General features: G+C 76.9%; 12 protein-coding genes. 5 read left to right on the top strand and 7 right to left on the bottom strand.

From position 1 onward, the window contains the following. Positions 1 to 335 precede the first annotated feature (335 nt). Both K7787_RS26355 and K7787_RS26360 read left to right on the top strand, forming a co-directional pair. Positions 336 to 3,266 (top strand): helix-turn-helix transcriptional regulator, encoded by a 2,931-nt coding sequence (locus K7787_RS26355; protein ID WP_223003178.1) that lies wholly within the window; start codon positions 336 to 338, stop codon positions 3,264 to 3,266. 1,166 nt (positions 3,267 to 4,432) lie between these two features. Further along, positions 4,433 to 5,257: a S1 family peptidase gene (locus tag K7787_RS26360; protein ID WP_164389109.1), complete on the top strand. Its 825-nt coding sequence runs from the start codon at positions 4,433 to 4,435 to the stop codon at positions 5,255 to 5,257. A gap of 123 nt (positions 5,258 to 5,380) precedes the next feature. Here K7787_RS26360 and K7787_RS26365 read toward each other — a convergent pair whose 3' ends face one another. The 4 genes from K7787_RS26365 to K7787_RS26380 all read right to left on the bottom strand — a co-directional run bounded on the left by K7787_RS26365 (position 5,381) and on the right by K7787_RS26380 (position 8,103). Next, the gene (locus tag K7787_RS26365; RefSeq protein WP_223003179.1) at positions 5,381 to 6,502 is read right to left on the bottom strand and encodes a winged helix DNA-binding domain-containing protein; all 1,122 of its coding nucleotides are present in this window, start codon (positions 6,500 to 6,502) and stop codon (positions 5,381 to 5,383) included. Positions 6,503 to 6,615: 113 nt separating this feature from the next. After that, positions 6,616 to 6,888 (bottom strand): DUF6343 family protein, encoded by a 273-nt coding sequence (locus K7787_RS26370; protein WP_009191349.1) that lies wholly within the window; start codon positions 6,886 to 6,888, stop codon positions 6,616 to 6,618. Positions 6,889 to 7,011: 123 nt separating this feature from the next. Beyond that, entirely contained in the window at positions 7,012 to 7,437 is a 426-nt protein-coding gene (locus tag K7787_RS26375; protein WP_223003180.1) for a CBS domain-containing protein, read from the bottom strand. 81 nt (positions 7,438 to 7,518) lie between these two features. Further along, the gene (locus tag K7787_RS26380; protein ID WP_247721311.1) at positions 7,519 to 8,103 is read right to left on the bottom strand and encodes a TIGR03668 family PPOX class F420-dependent oxidoreductase; all 585 of its coding nucleotides are present in this window, start codon (positions 8,101 to 8,103) and stop codon (positions 7,519 to 7,521) included. 141 nt (positions 8,104 to 8,244) lie between these two features. On the opposite strand from K7787_RS26380, the gene K7787_RS26385 reads away from it, so the two are divergent. From K7787_RS26385 to K7787_RS26395, 3 genes are all read left to right on the top strand, one after another. Beyond that, positions 8,245 to 8,985, top strand: coding sequence for an MgtC/SapB family protein (locus K7787_RS26385; RefSeq protein ID WP_164389105.1), 741 nt, complete (start codon positions 8,245 to 8,247; stop codon positions 8,983 to 8,985). 149 nt (positions 8,986 to 9,134) lie between these two features. Then, on the top strand, positions 9,135 to 10,073 hold the full coding sequence (locus K7787_RS26390; protein ID WP_308036478.1) for a polysaccharide pyruvyl transferase family protein: 939 nt from the start codon (positions 9,135 to 9,137) through the stop codon (positions 10,071 to 10,073). 68 nt (positions 10,074 to 10,141) lie between these two features. Next, the gene (locus K7787_RS26395; protein ID WP_223003183.1) at positions 10,142 to 10,456 is read left to right on the top strand and encodes a DUF3040 domain-containing protein; all 315 of its coding nucleotides are present in this window, start codon (positions 10,142 to 10,144) and stop codon (positions 10,454 to 10,456) included. A gap of 90 nt (positions 10,457 to 10,546) precedes the next feature. Here the strand turns inward: K7787_RS26395 and K7787_RS26400 are convergent, their stop codons facing one another. Genes K7787_RS26400 through K7787_RS26410 form a run of 3 tightly spaced genes read right to left on the bottom strand, consistent with a single transcriptional unit; the run spans position 10,547 to position 13,511 of the window. Beyond that, positions 10,547 to 11,443: a glycosyltransferase family 2 protein gene (locus K7787_RS26400; protein ID WP_223003184.1), complete on the bottom strand. Its 897-nt coding sequence runs from the start codon at positions 11,441 to 11,443 to the stop codon at positions 10,547 to 10,549. Further along, complete coding sequence (locus K7787_RS26405) at positions 11,440 to 12,438, bottom strand: glycosyltransferase family 2 protein (protein ID WP_223003185.1); 999 nt, start codon at positions 12,436 to 12,438, stop codon at positions 11,440 to 11,442. The genes K7787_RS26400 and K7787_RS26405 overlap by 4 nt, the downstream gene beginning before the upstream one ends. Beyond that, a complete protein-coding gene (locus tag K7787_RS26410; RefSeq protein ID WP_308036479.1) occupies positions 12,420 to 13,511 on the bottom strand; it encodes a glycosyltransferase family 9 protein in 1,092 nt (363 codons plus the stop codon). The genes K7787_RS26405 and K7787_RS26410 overlap by 19 nt, the downstream gene beginning before the upstream one ends. Positions 13,512 to 13,681: the final 170 nt, after the last annotated feature.

Consider the following 13,681-nt stretch of genomic DNA (forward strand, 5'->3'; position numbering starts at 1 on the left):
GCGGGGCGTCGGCGTACGGCCGGTTCCGTGTCGTGGAGCGCGGCTCGCGGGGCCGTGGGGCGCGGGTCCGATGCCGTACGGCGCGGGGCGGCGCGCGTGCGGCGGAGGCGGGGCGGGGACGGTGAGCGGCGTCGGCGGGCGGTGCGGGCGGAGTACCGTCGGGTGGGTCGTGGGGGTACCTTCGAAGGGCTGTCCGTGTGGGGTTCGTATTCATTCGCCTGGGTTTTCATTAGGCGGTGCGCCGGCCGCTGTTATTTCCCTCACCACCCCGATCGCCCGAAATTCAAGGGCACGTTGCCTAGAATTTGGCCCGAACACGACATTCGAGGGGAGCGGTGACCGTGCGACGGGACTTCAAGGGCCCTGCGAGCTGCCGCTCCGACCTCGTCATCGGCCAGGAGGAGCCGTCGGCGGCGGCCCGCGAGCAGCTCGCCCGCGGCGGCAGTGTGCTGCTGCACGGCCCGGCCGGAATAGGAAAGTCCACCGTGCTGCGGGCATTGGCCGCGGAATACGCGCCCACCGCCCGCACGGTCTTGCGCTGCTCGGCCACCGAGTCCGAATCGCACCTGCCGTTCCTGGCCCTCGCCGACCTCTTCGGTCTGGTCCTGGAGGAGGTCTCCGGTGCGCTGCCCGCCGCACAGCGCACCGCGCTGGAGTCCGCGCTCACCGGCCGCGGCGAGTCCACCCTCCAGCGCGACGGCCTCGCCCTGCGCCTGGCGGTGCTCTCCGCGCTGCGCGCGCTGGCCGCCCAGGGCCCCGTCCTGCTCGTCGCCGACGACCTCCAGTGGCTGGACTCGGCCAGCGCCGAACTCCTCGGCTTCGCCGCCCGCCGGCTCGGCGGCACCCCCGTGCAGATGCTGTGCGCGGTGCGCACCGAGGACGAGGAGTACGACCGCCAGCTGCGCTCCTCCACGCTCGACTTCGCCCGGGCGGGCGGACCCCCGTGCCCGCCCGACACCCTCTCCGTGCGGCTCGGCCCGCTCAGCCGTACGCAGGTCTCCGCGCTGCTCGACCAGCGCGGCTACACCGGGCTGCCCCGCTCCACGGTCCGTGAGATCCACCGCACCAGCGGCGGCAACCCGCTGTTCGCGCTGGAACTCGGCCGGGCGCTGGCCGAGACGCCCGCCACGCCCCGGCCGGGCGAGCCGCTGCCGGTGCCGACCTCGCTGCGCGCCCTGGTGCTCAGCCGCCTGGAGATGCTGTCCGACGAGGCCCGCCGCACCCTGCTCGTGGCCAGCGCCGGCGCCCGCCCCACCCCCGCCCTGCTGCACGCGGCCGGCCGGGAGAACGCCGAGGCCGAGTGCGCGCAGGCCGCCGAACTCGGCCTGCTGGCCACCGAGCCGGAGGGACCTGCCGTACGGTTCGCGCACCCGCTGATCTCGGCCGCGCTGTACGCCGAGGCGCCCGCGCAGGAGCGGCGGGCCGCGCACGCCGCGCTGTCCACCGCCGCCTCCGACCCCATCGAGCGGGCCCGGCACCTGGCCCTGGCCAGCACCGGCGCCGACCCGGAGGTGGCCGCCCGGCTCGCCGAGGCCGCCGCCCTGGCCCGGGACCGCGGGGCGCCCTCGACGGCCGCCTCGCTCGGGCTGCTCGCCGCCCGGCACACCCCCGCCGACGGCGAACCCGCCCCGGACGAGCGGCGGTTGCAGGCCGCCGAGGACGCCATCACGGCCGGCGAGACCGACCTCGCCCGCGACATCGCCCGCGAGGTGCTGACCCGGGCCACCGTGCCCGCGGACCGGGTGCGGGCGTGGATGGTGGTGATCGAGGCGGCCGGGCAGGCACTCGGCGACGTGGACGCCGTCTTCCCGCAGGCCCTCGCCGACGCCGGGGACGACCCCCGGCTGCTGGGCCTGGTGCACTACATGCTGGCCTGGCGGGCGCTGATCGTGGCGGGCGACTTCGCCGAGGCCCGGCAGGAGGCGGCGCACGCCGCCGAACTGGCCGCCCGGGCCGGGGACCGGCGCACCGAGCTGATGTCGCTGGCCCACCAGGCCTCCACCGAGACCCTGATGGGGCACCCCGACGCCGCCGCGACGACCCAGCGGGCGCTGGCGGAACCGCAGGACGACTACGTCGCCTGCCACCACAACGGGGTCGGCTCGGCCCGGTTCCGCTGGCTGCTGATGAACGGCCGGCTGACCGAGGCGCGGGCCACCATCACCGCGCTGCTGCGCGAGGTGCGGCGGCGCGGGATGGTCGAGAGCGAGGTGCACTTCCTGCGCTCGCACGCCGAGACCGAACTGCTGGCCGGGCACTGCGGGCGCGCGCTCGACCTGGCCCGGGAGAGCCTGCGGCTGGCCCGCGACACCGGCATCGGCGAGGGCGCCTCCGCGATGCTGGCCTCGCTGGCCGAGGCCTCCGGCGGCGACACCGGGCGGGCGCTGACGCTGGCCCGGGAGGCGGTGGGGCACGCCGAGGAGGACGGCGACCTGATGTACCTCTCGCGCGCCCTGGCCGCCCTCGGTTACGCGCAGTTCGTCGCCGGGGACGCGCAGGCCGCGGTGGACGCGCTGCGCCGGGTGCGGGAACTGGAGCTGGGGCTAGGCATCACCGACCCGGCGCGCGGGCGCTGGCACGGCGACCTGGCCGAGGCGCTGGTGCAGGTCGGCGAGGTGGACGAGGCGCAGCAGGTGGTGGACGTGGCGCGGGAGCACGCGCTGCGGCTGGGCCGGGAGAGCGTGCTGGCCGTCCTGGACCGGGCCGAGGCCCTGGTCCGGGCGGCGCGCGGCGAGACCGAGGCGGCGCTCGCGCAGCTGACGTCGGCGCAGGACCGGCTGGCGAAGCTGGGGAACTCCCTGGAGGAGGCGCGGGCCGCGTTCGCGCTGGCCCGGCTGCGCACGCGCCCCGCCGCGCCGGGCGCCGGCTCGCGCGGGGGCGGTACGGCGCCGGGGCCGACCACCTACGACGAGGCGGTAAGGCTGTTCCGGCGCTGCCGGGCGCAGCCCTGGCTGCGGAGCGCGGAGGCCGCCGCCCGCGCCCGCCCGGTCCGGCCGCCGGCCGCGGCGGCCGTGCCGGAGGGGCCGTCCGCGGCCCTGGAGGGACCCGCGGTGCTGGACGGGCTCGCGGTCCTGGAGGGGCTGGCGGCGATGGAACGTCAGGTGGCCTCGCTGGTCATGGAGGGCGCGACCAACCGGGAGATCGCCGCGCGGCTGTTCGTCAGCGTCAAGACGGTCGAGGCGACCCTGACCCGGGTCTACCGCAAGCTGGGCATCCGTTCGCGGGTGGACATCGTCCGTTTGGCGGCGGGCCGACGCGCGAAGTGAGCGCGGTGCGGGTTGACTGGGGCGCGTGGAACCACGGAACCAGTGAGGAAGCCCTGCCGGGCGGCTACGGCCGAACGACCGGTCGCCGCCGAACGCCCGGTTCCGGGCGGGTTCTCGGTCGGTGTTCGGCGGGTTCTCGGTCGGGTCCCGGCTGGCTCTCGGCTCAGGTTCGGGCCGGCTTCCGACCGAGGCCGGGCCGGCTCTCGGCCGGGGCTCGGCTGGCTCTCGGCCAGGTCCGGGCCGGCTCTCGATCGGGTCCGGGCCGGCTTCCGACCGGGGCCGGGCTGGCTCTCGGCCGCGTTCAGGCTGGCTCTCGGTCGGGTCCGGGTCGGGTCGCGGCGGTTCGTGGTCGGGTCCCGGCGGCGGGTTCCGGCCGGGGCTGCCGGGTGTGAACCGGTGCGGCCGCATCCGACCGGGTGCGGCCGGGAACGCCGTGCCGGAAGGGAGCGGCCGGTGCCGGACGGTGAGGGCCTCGTCCCACCGGGCGCGGTCGGCGCGAGTCGGGAGCGGCCCGAACTCGGCCGGAACCGGACGGGACTGGCCAGGAGCGGACGGGAACGGCCAGAACCGGCCGGACCGAACTCGGCTGCGGACAGCCGGGGTCGGGTGGGAACTGCCGCGTTCGGCGTGTCCGCCGGGACGGCTCCCACTCGACCGGGAACGGCCGGTACCGGACGGGAGCGGCAGGACTGGCAGGCTCCAACTCGGCTGCGCGCGGCCGGGATCGGGCCGGGAGCCAGGCCCGGCCGAGCCTCGTCGGGACGGGACCCGCCGAGCGTGGTCGGGACCAGCCGACGACGGCCGGGGAACGGCCGGAATCGGTCGGGGAGCGGCCCCGGCTCGGACGGAAGCGGGCCGTGACGCCGCGTCCGGTCGGGCGGCCGGAATCGGACGGTGTGGTCATGGTGGGCCGGGTGCGGGCCGTAGCCTGCCCGGGCCGGACCGGATCGGCCCGAACCGCACTGCCCGCAGCGCCGGTTGGGAGACCGAGGGTTTTCCCTGACCGGGGGGCCTAGGGGGTTCCCTCATTGGACGCGGGCGGGCCCGGCCCTAGCGTAAGGGGCGTGCCGATCGCCCGGGCACACGGGAGTCCGCCCCGGACCCCAGGACTTCCGTGCTCCACCCCACCCGCGCGACCCCCATCGGCCGGCCCCACGAGGAGACGCATGCTCGGCCTCACCCGCGCCACTCGGACGCGCGGCGGACGGACCGCCGCCGCGCTCGCCACCGGCGCCGCCACCACCGCGACCGCCCTGTTCACCGCCCCCACCGCCACCGCCGACCCCCGTCCCGTGGACGCCCCGCAGCCCATCGTCGGCGGCACCACGACCACGACGGACGCGTACCCGTTCGTCATGCAGCTCACGGACACGGCCGGCAACCAGTACTGCGGCGGCACCCTGGTGGCGGCCCGCAAGGTGGTCACCGCGGCGCACTGCGTGGCGGGCGAGAGCGCCGGGAACGTCCGCGTGGTGGGCGGCCGTACGTATCTGGACGGGACCGACGGCACGGTGAGCGAGGTCGAGTCGATCTGGGTCGCCCCCGAGTACACCGACGCGGCCAGCGGGGACGACGTGGCCGTGCTGACGCTGGCGACGGCGATGCCGTACGCCCCGGCGGCGTACGTCTCCCCCACCGACACGGGCGTGTACGCGGCCGGCACCACCGCGCGCATCCTCGGCTGGGGCACCACCTCCGAAAGCGGCGGCTCCTCGAACCAGTTGCGCACCGCGACCGTCCCGGTCGCGTCCGACGCCGACTGCGAGAGCGCCTACGGCTCCGACTTCGTCGCGAGCGACATGGTTTGCGCCGGATACCAGTCCGGCGGCACAGACACCTGCCAGGGCGACAGCGGCGGTCCCCTGCTAGTCGGGGGCGTCCTGGCAGGGATCACTTCCTGGGGCAACGGCTGCGCGGAGGCCGGTCATCCGGGTGTCTACACCCGGATGACCACCTTCTCCGGCGCGGTCACGGCGCAGGTCGGCCCCTGAAGGTTCCCGGGGGAACCCCCCGGGTGCGATACCAGGGGGCGTTGCGAGCCACCACGAGCGGCCCGCAACGCCCCCTCTCCACGTTCCGGGGCCTGACCCGGCCCCTTCCTCGGGTGCCCTCCCTCACCGCCCGGCCACGTCACCGATCCGGACGTCGCAGGCCCGGCCCGGGTGCAGGGCGGCCAGCATGCGCTCGCCCTCCGCGGCGATCTCCGCCCACCGGGCGGCGTCGATCTCTCCGAACGGCTCGACGACCAGTGCGTCGTCCGTCAGCGTCCACAGCCCGGCCTGGAACCCGTCGACCAGGAGGGTGCGGTAGGCCTGGTTGCCCCGCCGGGCCCGGCCCTTGTGCTCGGGCGGCACCACCCGGGTGCGGTCGGCGTGCGAGAGGAGCAGGTTGTCGTACTCGGGCAGGAAGCGGGGCGGGGCCGGGGTGTCCGGGTCGGGGCGAGGAGCCTCGGGGAGGTCGAACAGTTCGACGCCGTGGGTGTCCTGGAAGACCGCGAGGCGCGGCCGGAGCCGTTCGAAGGCGGGGCGCAGCCGGGTGAGTCCCGCCCAGGTCTGCATGTCCTGGACGGAGGCCGGGCCGAACGCGGCGAGATAGCGCAGTACCGCCGTGTCCACCGCGCTCTCCCCGGCCGGTTCCGGGTCGGCGGTCCGGCCGAGCCAGTGCGCGGCGGTGGTGAGGGCGACCCGGCCGCTCCTGCCCCACAGCCCGCGCGGGGTGACCTGGACGAGCGGGAGCCGGCAGCGGGCGGCGACGGCGAGGGCCCTCGGATCGGCGTCCGGCCACGCCGCCGACAACGCTGTGCGCAGCTCCGCCATGGTGCGCGGCTCGCTCTCCACCAGTTCGCGGGCGAGCGCGGCGAGCCGGTCGAGATCGACGCCCGCGAGGCCCGCCCGGAACAGGCCGAGTTCGCGCTCGCGGGCGGGCCGGGCGAGTGCGGCCAGGGTGAGGCAGTCGTCGACGGTGTGGGCGTGGAGGGTGGAGCGCAGGGTGACGATGCGGACCACCTCGCGCGCGGCGAGCCGCCCGGACAGGTCCCTGGGCGTGAAGCCGTCGAGGCGGGCCGCGAGGGCGTAGTACGGCGGCTCGGTGTTCTGCGCCTGGAGGCCGAGGAGATGCGCGACGGCGGCCCCGGCGTCCAGCGGCGAGCGGCGCAGCAGGAACTGCCGGGCGAGGGTGGCCCGGTTGAGCGCGCGGGCGTCCAGGACGGGGGCCTGTGGAGTCGTCGTCTTCCTCATGGCCCGCACGCTAACGACCCTTGCGGACAGGTTCGGTCCGCGATGTCCCGGCGGACGGGTCCGGTCCGTGCTGCCCGGCGGACAGGTCCGGTCCGCGATCCCCGCTGCCCGGGTCAGACGGCCCGGCCCCGGCCGGAGTGCAGTCGGCGGCCGACGACCAGCAGGTCCACGGCGGCGATCAGGGCGAGGGCCGCGCAGATGCCGGCCAGGGTGGCCAGGACCGTGCTTCCGGGGCTGTCGCCGGGACCGGACCGGGTGGCCCAGTAGGCGAACAGGGCGGCGACGACGGCGAAGACGGGCAGGAAGACTCCGGACAGCAGGCGGCGCAGCCGCAGCGGACTGCGCGCGTGGCGCGGCTCGGTGCCGGAACGTGGGGCGTCGTGCACGGTCGCTTCCCTTCGCCTTGACTCGGCTTCGGCGGTCGTTCGTTCTCTGCCACGGCTTCGGCGGGCGGTCTCCCCTACGCCCTACGCCCTACGGCTTCGGCGGTCGGTCGTTTCCGGCCGCCGTCAGCGGTTCGGGTCGGCCTTGCTGATGTCCTCCAGGGCCGAGCGCGGGCCCTCCGTGGTGGCCAGGTCGCCCAGGCTCACCATGCCCACCGGGCAGCCGCCGTGTTCGACGACGGGCAGCCGGCGTACGGCGTACTGGCCCATCAGCTCGGCCGCCCGGTCCGTGGTGTCGTCGGGGGTGAGGGTGACCACCGGGGGCCGGGTGCAGACGGAACCGGCGGTGGTGGTGTGCGGGTCGTCGCCCGCGGCCACGGCCCGTACGACGATGTCGCGGTCGGTGAGCACACCGAAGAGATCGCAGTCGTAGGCGACCAGCACGTCGCCGACGTTCTGCTCGCGCATCACGCGGGCCGCGTGGTCCAGGGTGGTCATCGGTTCGACGGCCACCGCGCCGGGTGACATCACGTCGCGTACCAGCCGGGTCATGGGCACCTCCCGGGTCGGAACCGTGGACGACCGGTCGCGCGCCGCGTAACCGTATCCGGCCGGCCCAAACAACGCGGGCCGTCAGCCGGGCGGTCCGGCGGGCGGGGCAGCGGGCGGGGGCGTTGCCCGCCAGCCGCTCCAGCGGTGGACGGCGATGTCCACCACCGGGCCGCCGGGCGGGGCGGCGCGGTACTGCGGGTACTTGTCGCGCAGCCGGGCGAGCGCCGCCGTGTGCCGTGCGCGTACGGCGGGGTCGGGGGCGTCGGGCGGGACGATCCGGGCGGTGCCGTCGGCCCTGGCCCACCACAGCCGGTCCCAGTCCTCGTCGTAGGAGTCCACCAGCAGGCAGACGGCCGGAGTGGCCTCGATGTCGGCCAGCCGGGCCAGCCGCGTGGTGCGCTTGGGCTTGTGGTCGACGGCCGTCACCAGGCCGTAGGGGGCGGCGTCGGCGCCTCTCGGGGCGTCCGGGCCGTACGGGATGCCGTCCGGGGCGCCGGTGCCGTGCGGGGCGTCCGTGCCGTGCGTGGCGTCGGCGCCGTCCAGGGCCTCCGGGCCGTACGCGGCGAAGACCACCGGGACCAGCCGGGGGCGTCCGGCCGGGTCCACCGTGGCCAGGCGGGCCACCCGGGCGGCCGTGAACCTGCGCCGCGCCTGTTCCGCGTCCATTCGTGGCACCGGCGCGCCTCCTGTCCGATTTCGCTTCCGATCTCCCGCGCCGGGTACCCCGGCAGCACCCCGGCGGCCACACAATGGGCGGCGGGGCCGCAGGGCCGCCGTCGAGGCGCGGGGACCGACGAAGGGAGACGCATGCCGGGGCTCGCCGTTCCGCTGTGGGACGTGGCCAATGGGCAGGGACTGCGCCAACTGGCCGAACTGGGGCTCGCCCTGCTGCTGTCGAGCCTGATCGGCTGGGAGCGGGAGGCCCACCAGAAGAGCGCCGGGCTGCGCACCCACACCCTGGTCGGGGTCGCCAGCGCCCTGATGATGGAGGTGTCCCAGCACGGGTTCACCAATGTGCTGGGCCTGGACCACGTCTCCTTCGACCCGTCCCGGGTGGCCGCGCAGATCGTCTCCGGCATCGGCTTCATCGGCGGTGGTCTGATCTTCGTACGGCGGGACGCCGTGCGCGGGCTGACGACCGCCGCCACCATCTGGCTGACCTGCGCGGTCGGCATGGCGTGCGGCGGCGGGCTGCCGATCCTGGCGCTGACGACGACCGCGCTGCACTTCCTCGTCGTGCGCGGCTACCCGTACCTGTCCGGGCGCACCATGGGCGCCGTGCCCGCGACGGTCGAGGTGCGGCTGACGTATCTGACCGGCCGTGCGCTGCTGCCGCGGCTGATGGAGGCGTGCACGCAGCGGGGGTTCCGCATCGTGGAGGTGAAGGCCGACCGGCTGCCCGGCCGCACCGACGCCGCCGCGCGGGTGCTGCTGCGGCTGGAGGGCACGGCGGACGCCGGGCGGCTGGCGTCCGAGCTGTTCCAGGACGACGGAGTGGTGGACGTGGAGCTGAGTCTCGCCTCGGAGGAGGAGGAACAGGACGCCTGACGCGGCACGTCGCCGCGCCCGGGCGTGCTCGCCTCCGCGACACCCGCCTCCGCTCCGCCCGCCGCGGCTCCCGCCCGCCCCGCACCGCCGTCAGCCGGGCGGGCGAGGGCGGTGCATGGCGGGCGGCGGTGCGGGCACCCGGGCGCACTGTGCACCAGGAACCACATGAACCCGACAGGTCACGGATTCTGCTCACCGGCTGGTTCAGCTTCCCGGACGGCGAGGCGACCGCCGGGGACGTGCTCGCGCTGCGGCGGGTGGAGGACGTGCTGCGGCGTGCCGGACTGGAATACGACGTCGCCTGGAGCCCGGGCTTCCGGCCGGACGCCCCGCATCTGGCGGACGTGGCGCCCGAGCGGTACGGGCGGCTGGTCTTCGTGTGCGGTCCGCTGCACGGGCCGCAGATCGAGGAGCTGCACCGCCGCTTCGCGCACTGCCGGCGGATCGCGGTCGGCACCTCGGTGATCGACCCGCACGGCCCGGCGGTCACCGGCTTCCACCGGGTGCTGGCCCGCGACGCGCCCGGCGCCGAGCCCGCCCCGGACCTGGCGGCCGCCGCTCCCGGACTGCCCGCCCGGCCCGTCGTCGGAGTGATCCTCACCCACGGACAGCACGAGTACGGGGCGGCGCGGCGGCACGACGCGGTGGCCCGGCGGCTGACCGGCTGGCTGCACGGCAAGGACTGCGCGCGGCTGGAGCTGGAGACCCGGCTCGACACCCGCGACTGGCGGCTGTGCGCGACGCCCGCACAGTTGGAGGCCGTGCTGCGGCGGCTGGACCTGGTCGTCACCGACCGGCTGCACGGGATGGTGCTCGCGCTGCGCGCCGGGACGCCCGCGCTGGCGGTGGACCCGGTCGAGGGCGGCGCGAAGGTGACCGCGCAGGCGCGGGCCTGCGGCTGGCCCGCGCTGGTGCCCGCCGAACGGCTGGCCGAGGACGGCGCCGCCGAGCTGGACCGCTGGTGGAAGTGGTGCCTGACCTGCGGGCGGGAGGCCGCGCGGCGCTGCGGCGAGGGGTTCCCGGCGGGCGCGGGGCGCGACGGGGCCGAGGAACTGGTGGCGGCGCTGCGGGCGGCGGGCGGCGGTTAGTCCGAACGGCCCTCGGGGCACACGGGAGAGGACGCGTCAGGCCGGTCGGTCCCCCCGTAGGAGCAACAGTGTCGACAAGCCGACTCCCCGAGCATGAGCAGAAGATCCTGGACGAGATAGAGCGCGCCCTGAACCGTGACCGCCGGCTGGCCCGGCGACTGCGCACGGTCCGGCCGCGGCGCCGTCCCGACCTCTCCAGAGTGGCGGGTTACGCCCCGCATCCGATGACGGTGGTGGTGCTGCTCGCGGTCGCCCTCGGGCTGCTGGCCGCAGGCATCGTGACCTCGCGGGTGGGGGTGGTCTGGGCGTTCGCGGCGGTGTGGCCGGTGGCGCTGTTCGCCGGTTTCCGGCTGCTGTGCCGGCGGTGGTCGCGGGCGGGCTGAACGCGGGCGTCCGCCCACGGGGGCAAGGGGTGTGTGAGCCCCGCCGTCACTTCGGGCGGCGGGGCTCACGTCCGTGTGCGCACGTGTGCGTCACCCCGTGTAGCAGCGGGCCTTCGAGCTGCGCTGGCTGTCCTCCAGGAGCCGGAAGCGGCCTTCCACCTCCGGCGGCAGCACGCGCCGCTCGCGCAGCACCCAGGGCAGGGCGGCGGCGGCCTCGGCGAAGGCGCGCAGGGAGGCGGTGTCGCGCGGGACCGTGCGGGCCAGGTGCAGGGTGCGGCGCAGGGCGGGGCGTACCGGGCGGCGCAGCCAGGTGAACCACAGGGTGTTGCGGATGCCGTCCCGGCGACGGCGCGTGGAGTCCCGTACGACCGAGGGCTGGTGATGGATCGTCAGGTGTTCGGCGTACGTCAGCCACCAGCCGGCCGCGGCGAGGTCGGCGGCGAGCAGTTCCTCCTCGCCGCCGAGCCACAGGCGCGGGTGGAAGCCGCCGGCCCGGCGGAACGCGTCGGTGCGCAGCACGGTCGCCGCGGCCAGGAAGGAGCCGAGTGCCGGTCCGGGCAGCCAACTCGGGCCGGGGACAGGTGAGTTGCGCAGTTCCTCGACGATCGGGTCCTCGGTGCCGTCCGGTTCGACGACGATGCGGGCGGTGACGGCGGCGAGCGCGGCGTGCCGGTCGAGCAGATCGGCGGCGCCGGACAGCGCGCCCGGCGCCCACCAGGAGTCGTCGTCGCAGAAGGCCACGTAGGGGGTGCGGACGTGCCGTACGGCGAGGTTGCGGCCGACCGCGCCGAGGTTGCGGCCGGGGGTGAGCAGCCGTACGCCGGGGTGGCGGGCGGCCACGGCGGCGGCCGTGCCGTCGGTGGAGCCGTTGTCGGTGACGACGATCTCGGGGCGTTCGGGGAGTTCGGCCAACCGGTCGAGGGTGCGCAGGAGTTCGGGGCGCCGGTTGTGGGTGATGACCACGACGGTGGTGCGGGGGTCGGTCATGGGGCGCCTCCGAGGTGGGCGCGCGCCCGGCGGCCCGCGGCGGCGTCCGCCGTGCCGGCGGCGTCCCCCGTGCGTGCGGCGTCCGCGGCGGGTGTGCCGGCCGCGTCGGTGCCCGGGCGCCCGCGTGTGCCGGCCGGGTCGGTGTCGAGCAGGCGGGCGGCGCGTTCCAGGTGCGGCGGGAGCGGGCGGCGGGCGCGCAGGGCGCCGGGCAGCCGGGTCAGCGTCTCGTGCAGCGCGCGCCGGGCCTGCGGGTCGCGGCGGGCGTCGGCGGCCAGGTCGCGGGTGCGGGCGAGGGCGTGCGGCAGGGGGCGGCGCAGCCAGGCGGTGAGGACCTCGTTGCGGCGCTGGGCGGCCGGGCGGCCGGGGCGGGGCTTCTGGGACGGGTGGTGGTGGGCGACGACCTCGGGGCAGTGGGTGACGCCCCAGCCGCGGGCGGCCAGGTCGTAGGCGAGCAGGGTCTCCTCGGCGCCGAAGAACAGCAGCGGGTGGAAGCCGCCGGCGTCGAGGTAGGAGGTGCGGCGGGTGACGCTCGCGCAGGCGAGGAAGCCGAGGACCTGGGTGCCGGGGAGGTCGACGGCGGGGCCGAGCGGCGATGCGGCGAGGACCTCGTTGAGCGGGTCGGGTTCGTTCCGGGGGCCGACGAGGGTGCGGGCGGCGACGAGGCCGAGCCGGGGGTGGGCGTCGAAGAGGCGGGCGGCCTCGGCGAGGGCGCCGGGCGCCCACCAGGAGTCGTCGTCGCTGAAGGCGACGTAGGGGGTGCGCAGGGCGCGCACCCCGTGGGTGCGGGCGAGGGCGCCCCGGTTGGACGGCAGCGCGACCACGCGGACCCGCGGGAACTCGCGGGCGACGAGGGCGCGGGTGTCGTCGGTCGAGGCGTTGTCCACGACGACGATCTCGGGGCGTTCGGGGAGGGCGAGCAGGTGGCGGAGGGTGACGGCGAGGGAGGCGGAGCGGTCGCGGGTGGCGATGACCACGCCTATCGGTGAGCGTTCCATGGGCTGGTCCCCTCGGGTCGGTTCGACGGCTCGGGAAGCGCGTCGAGGGCGTCCAGGACCTCGTCGGCGGTGATCTTCAGCAGGGCGGGGTCGGGGCGGCGGCCGTGCGGGTCGCCCTCGGGTCCGTGCCACAGGGCGCGATGGCGCGGGTCGCCCGGCGGCGGGCCCCAGCGGCCGGGCGGGACCGGGCCGCACAGCGTCACCGACGGGGTGGCGTGGGCGACGGCGAGGTGGGCGATGCCGGTGTCGCCGCTGACGACGGCGCGGGCGCCGGCGACCAGGGCGGAGAGCCGGTCCAGGGGCAGTCCGCCGCCGAACACGTCGGCGTCGGGCAGGCCCGCTTCCTTGGCGAGGCCGGCGACGAGGTCGGCCTCGTCCGCTCCCCCGGTGACGACCACGTGCCGGCCGCGGGCGCGCAGCGCCCCGGCGACGGCGGCGAACCGGTCGGCGGGCCAGCAGCGGGCGGGGGAACCGGCGCCGGGGTGCAGGACGACCGCGCCGGGGGCGGGCGACGGCAGGGTGGGCGGGGGCAGGCGCAGGTCGGCGGGGTCGGCGTCGAGGCCGTACCAGCGCAGCAGCCGGCACCAGCGGTCGCGCTCGTGCTCGTCGGCGTACCAGGGCGGGCCGTCGATGCCGGGCGTGTCGGGGTGCGCGAAGGCGAACAGGCGTCCGGGGCGCAGACCGGCGAGGAGCAGATGGCTGGGCGGCCCGTTGCCGTGCAGGTCGACGGCGACGTCCGGGGGCGGTCCGGTCCAGTCGAGTGCGGCGGGCACGGCGCGGCCGGGCGCGGCGGCGGGCAGCACCCGGTCCACGGCCCCGCTGGCGAGCGCCAGGGGCGTGAGGCCGCCGGGCGCGGCGAGCACGATCTCGTACCCCGGGAACCCGCGCCGCAGCGCGCGCAGCGCGGGCACTGCGGCGAGCAGGTCCCCGAGCCCGAGGGCGCGCAGGACCAGCAGCCGGGGAGCCGCCCCGGCGTCCCGCCCGGTCCCGCCCGGGGAGGCGACGGCCCGGGCCGCCCGCCCGTCCCCGCCCGGCGCACCGCTCTTGGCCGCCCCCGCCGCTCCCCGGCTCACGGGGGCGACACGCCCGGCCCGCAGAACGGCCTCGCCGGCCCGCCGGTCGCGGCCGGTGAGCACAACTCGGCCAGGCGCACCCCCGCCCCCGACGAGCGGCCCCGCACCCCGCCACGCGGGCGAAGCTCCTTCGGCGTCCGCGCGACCGTCGGCGGCGGCCGCCGGGCGCG

The sequence above is a fragment of the Streptomyces sennicomposti genome (assembly GCF_019890635.1).
GTDB lineage: Bacteria > Actinomycetota > Actinomycetes > Streptomycetales > Streptomycetaceae > Streptomyces > Streptomyces sennicomposti.

Coding starts and splice junctions, on each gene's coding strand:
- K7787_RS26360 (WP_164389109.1), top strand. CDS start 4,433: ATGCTCGGCCTCACCCGCGCCACTCGGACGCGCGGCGGACGGACCGCC.
- K7787_RS26365 (WP_223003179.1), bottom strand. CDS start 6,502: ATGAGGAAGACGACGACTCCACAGGCCCCCGTCCTGGACGCCCGCGCG.
- K7787_RS26375 (WP_223003180.1), bottom strand. CDS start 7,437: ATGACCCGGCTGGTACGCGACGTGATGTCACCCGGCGCGGTGGCCGTC.
- K7787_RS26380 (WP_247721311.1), bottom strand. CDS start 8,103: ATGGACGCGGAACAGGCGCGGCGCAGGTTCACGGCCGCCCGGGTGGCC.
- K7787_RS26385 (WP_164389105.1), top strand. CDS start 8,245: ATGCCGGGGCTCGCCGTTCCGCTGTGGGACGTGGCCAATGGGCAGGGA.
- K7787_RS26400 (WP_223003184.1), bottom strand. CDS start 11,443: ATGACCGACCCCCGCACCACCGTCGTGGTCATCACCCACAACCGGCGC.
- K7787_RS26405 (WP_223003185.1), bottom strand. CDS start 12,438: ATGGAACGCTCACCGATAGGCGTGGTCATCGCCACCCGCGACCGCTCC.